This window comes from Streptomyces sp. SID3212 (assembly GCF_009865405.1).
Taxonomy (GTDB): Bacteria; Actinomycetota; Actinomycetes; order Streptomycetales; family Streptomycetaceae; genus Streptomyces.
This window is the reverse complement of sequence record NZ_WWJY01000536.1, coordinates 1-628: the sequence shown is the minus strand read 5'-3', so window position 1 is coordinate 628 and position 628 is coordinate 1. Positions and strand designations below refer to the sequence as shown.

The 628-nt window shown below is 77.4% G+C and carries 1 pseudogene; it reads right to left on the bottom strand.

Features of this window, described 5'->3' with window-relative positions:
• Positions 1-579: pseudogene (locus GT042_RS15930) on the bottom strand (hypothetical protein); the annotation flags it as partial.
• Positions 580-628: the final 49 nt, after the last annotated feature.

Here is a 628-nt window from a genome sequence, read left to right as displayed (position 1 = left end):
GCCCCGCTCGGCGTCCAGCGCGCGCAGCGTGACCAGCACGGCGGCCACCGCCGAGGTGCCGGTCAGGATGCAGAACGCGGCGGCCCACGCCCCGCCGCCGAGGCCGATCCGGTCGAGGCCGACGAAGGTCAGGACGGCGGCCGGTGGATGGCCGGCGATGTGGGTCGGCCAGTTGTCGGGCGAGTCCAGGAGGATGTGGGAGGTGTAGCCGCGCAGGGCGGCGCCGACGTCCTGGAAGCGGTCGACCCCGCGCAGGTATTCATGGACGGTGTCGAGCCGGCCCGCGACGCCTCGCTGCCAGCCGTCCACCAGCGCCAGCGACCAGGTCCAGGCCAGGGCCGCCGCCCAGCTGGCGGCGAGGAGGCGCCGCCAGGACAGCCGGGCCGCGAGGGCGGGGCCGTACAGGACGACCAGGGCGGCGACGACCAGGGCGGGGAGGGTGCCGGGGCCGGTGTGCGGCAGCCACTCGGCCAGGAGAGGGGGCCACTGGACGTGCAGGGTCCCGTAGCGGTCCTGGATCGCGGTACCGATCACGGCGGCGGCGGTGACGAAGAGGGCGGCGGCTCCGGCGGCCAGCAGGTCGGCGCGGCGGCCGGTGGGGGCCCCGGGTCCGGCGTGGCGGTCGGGT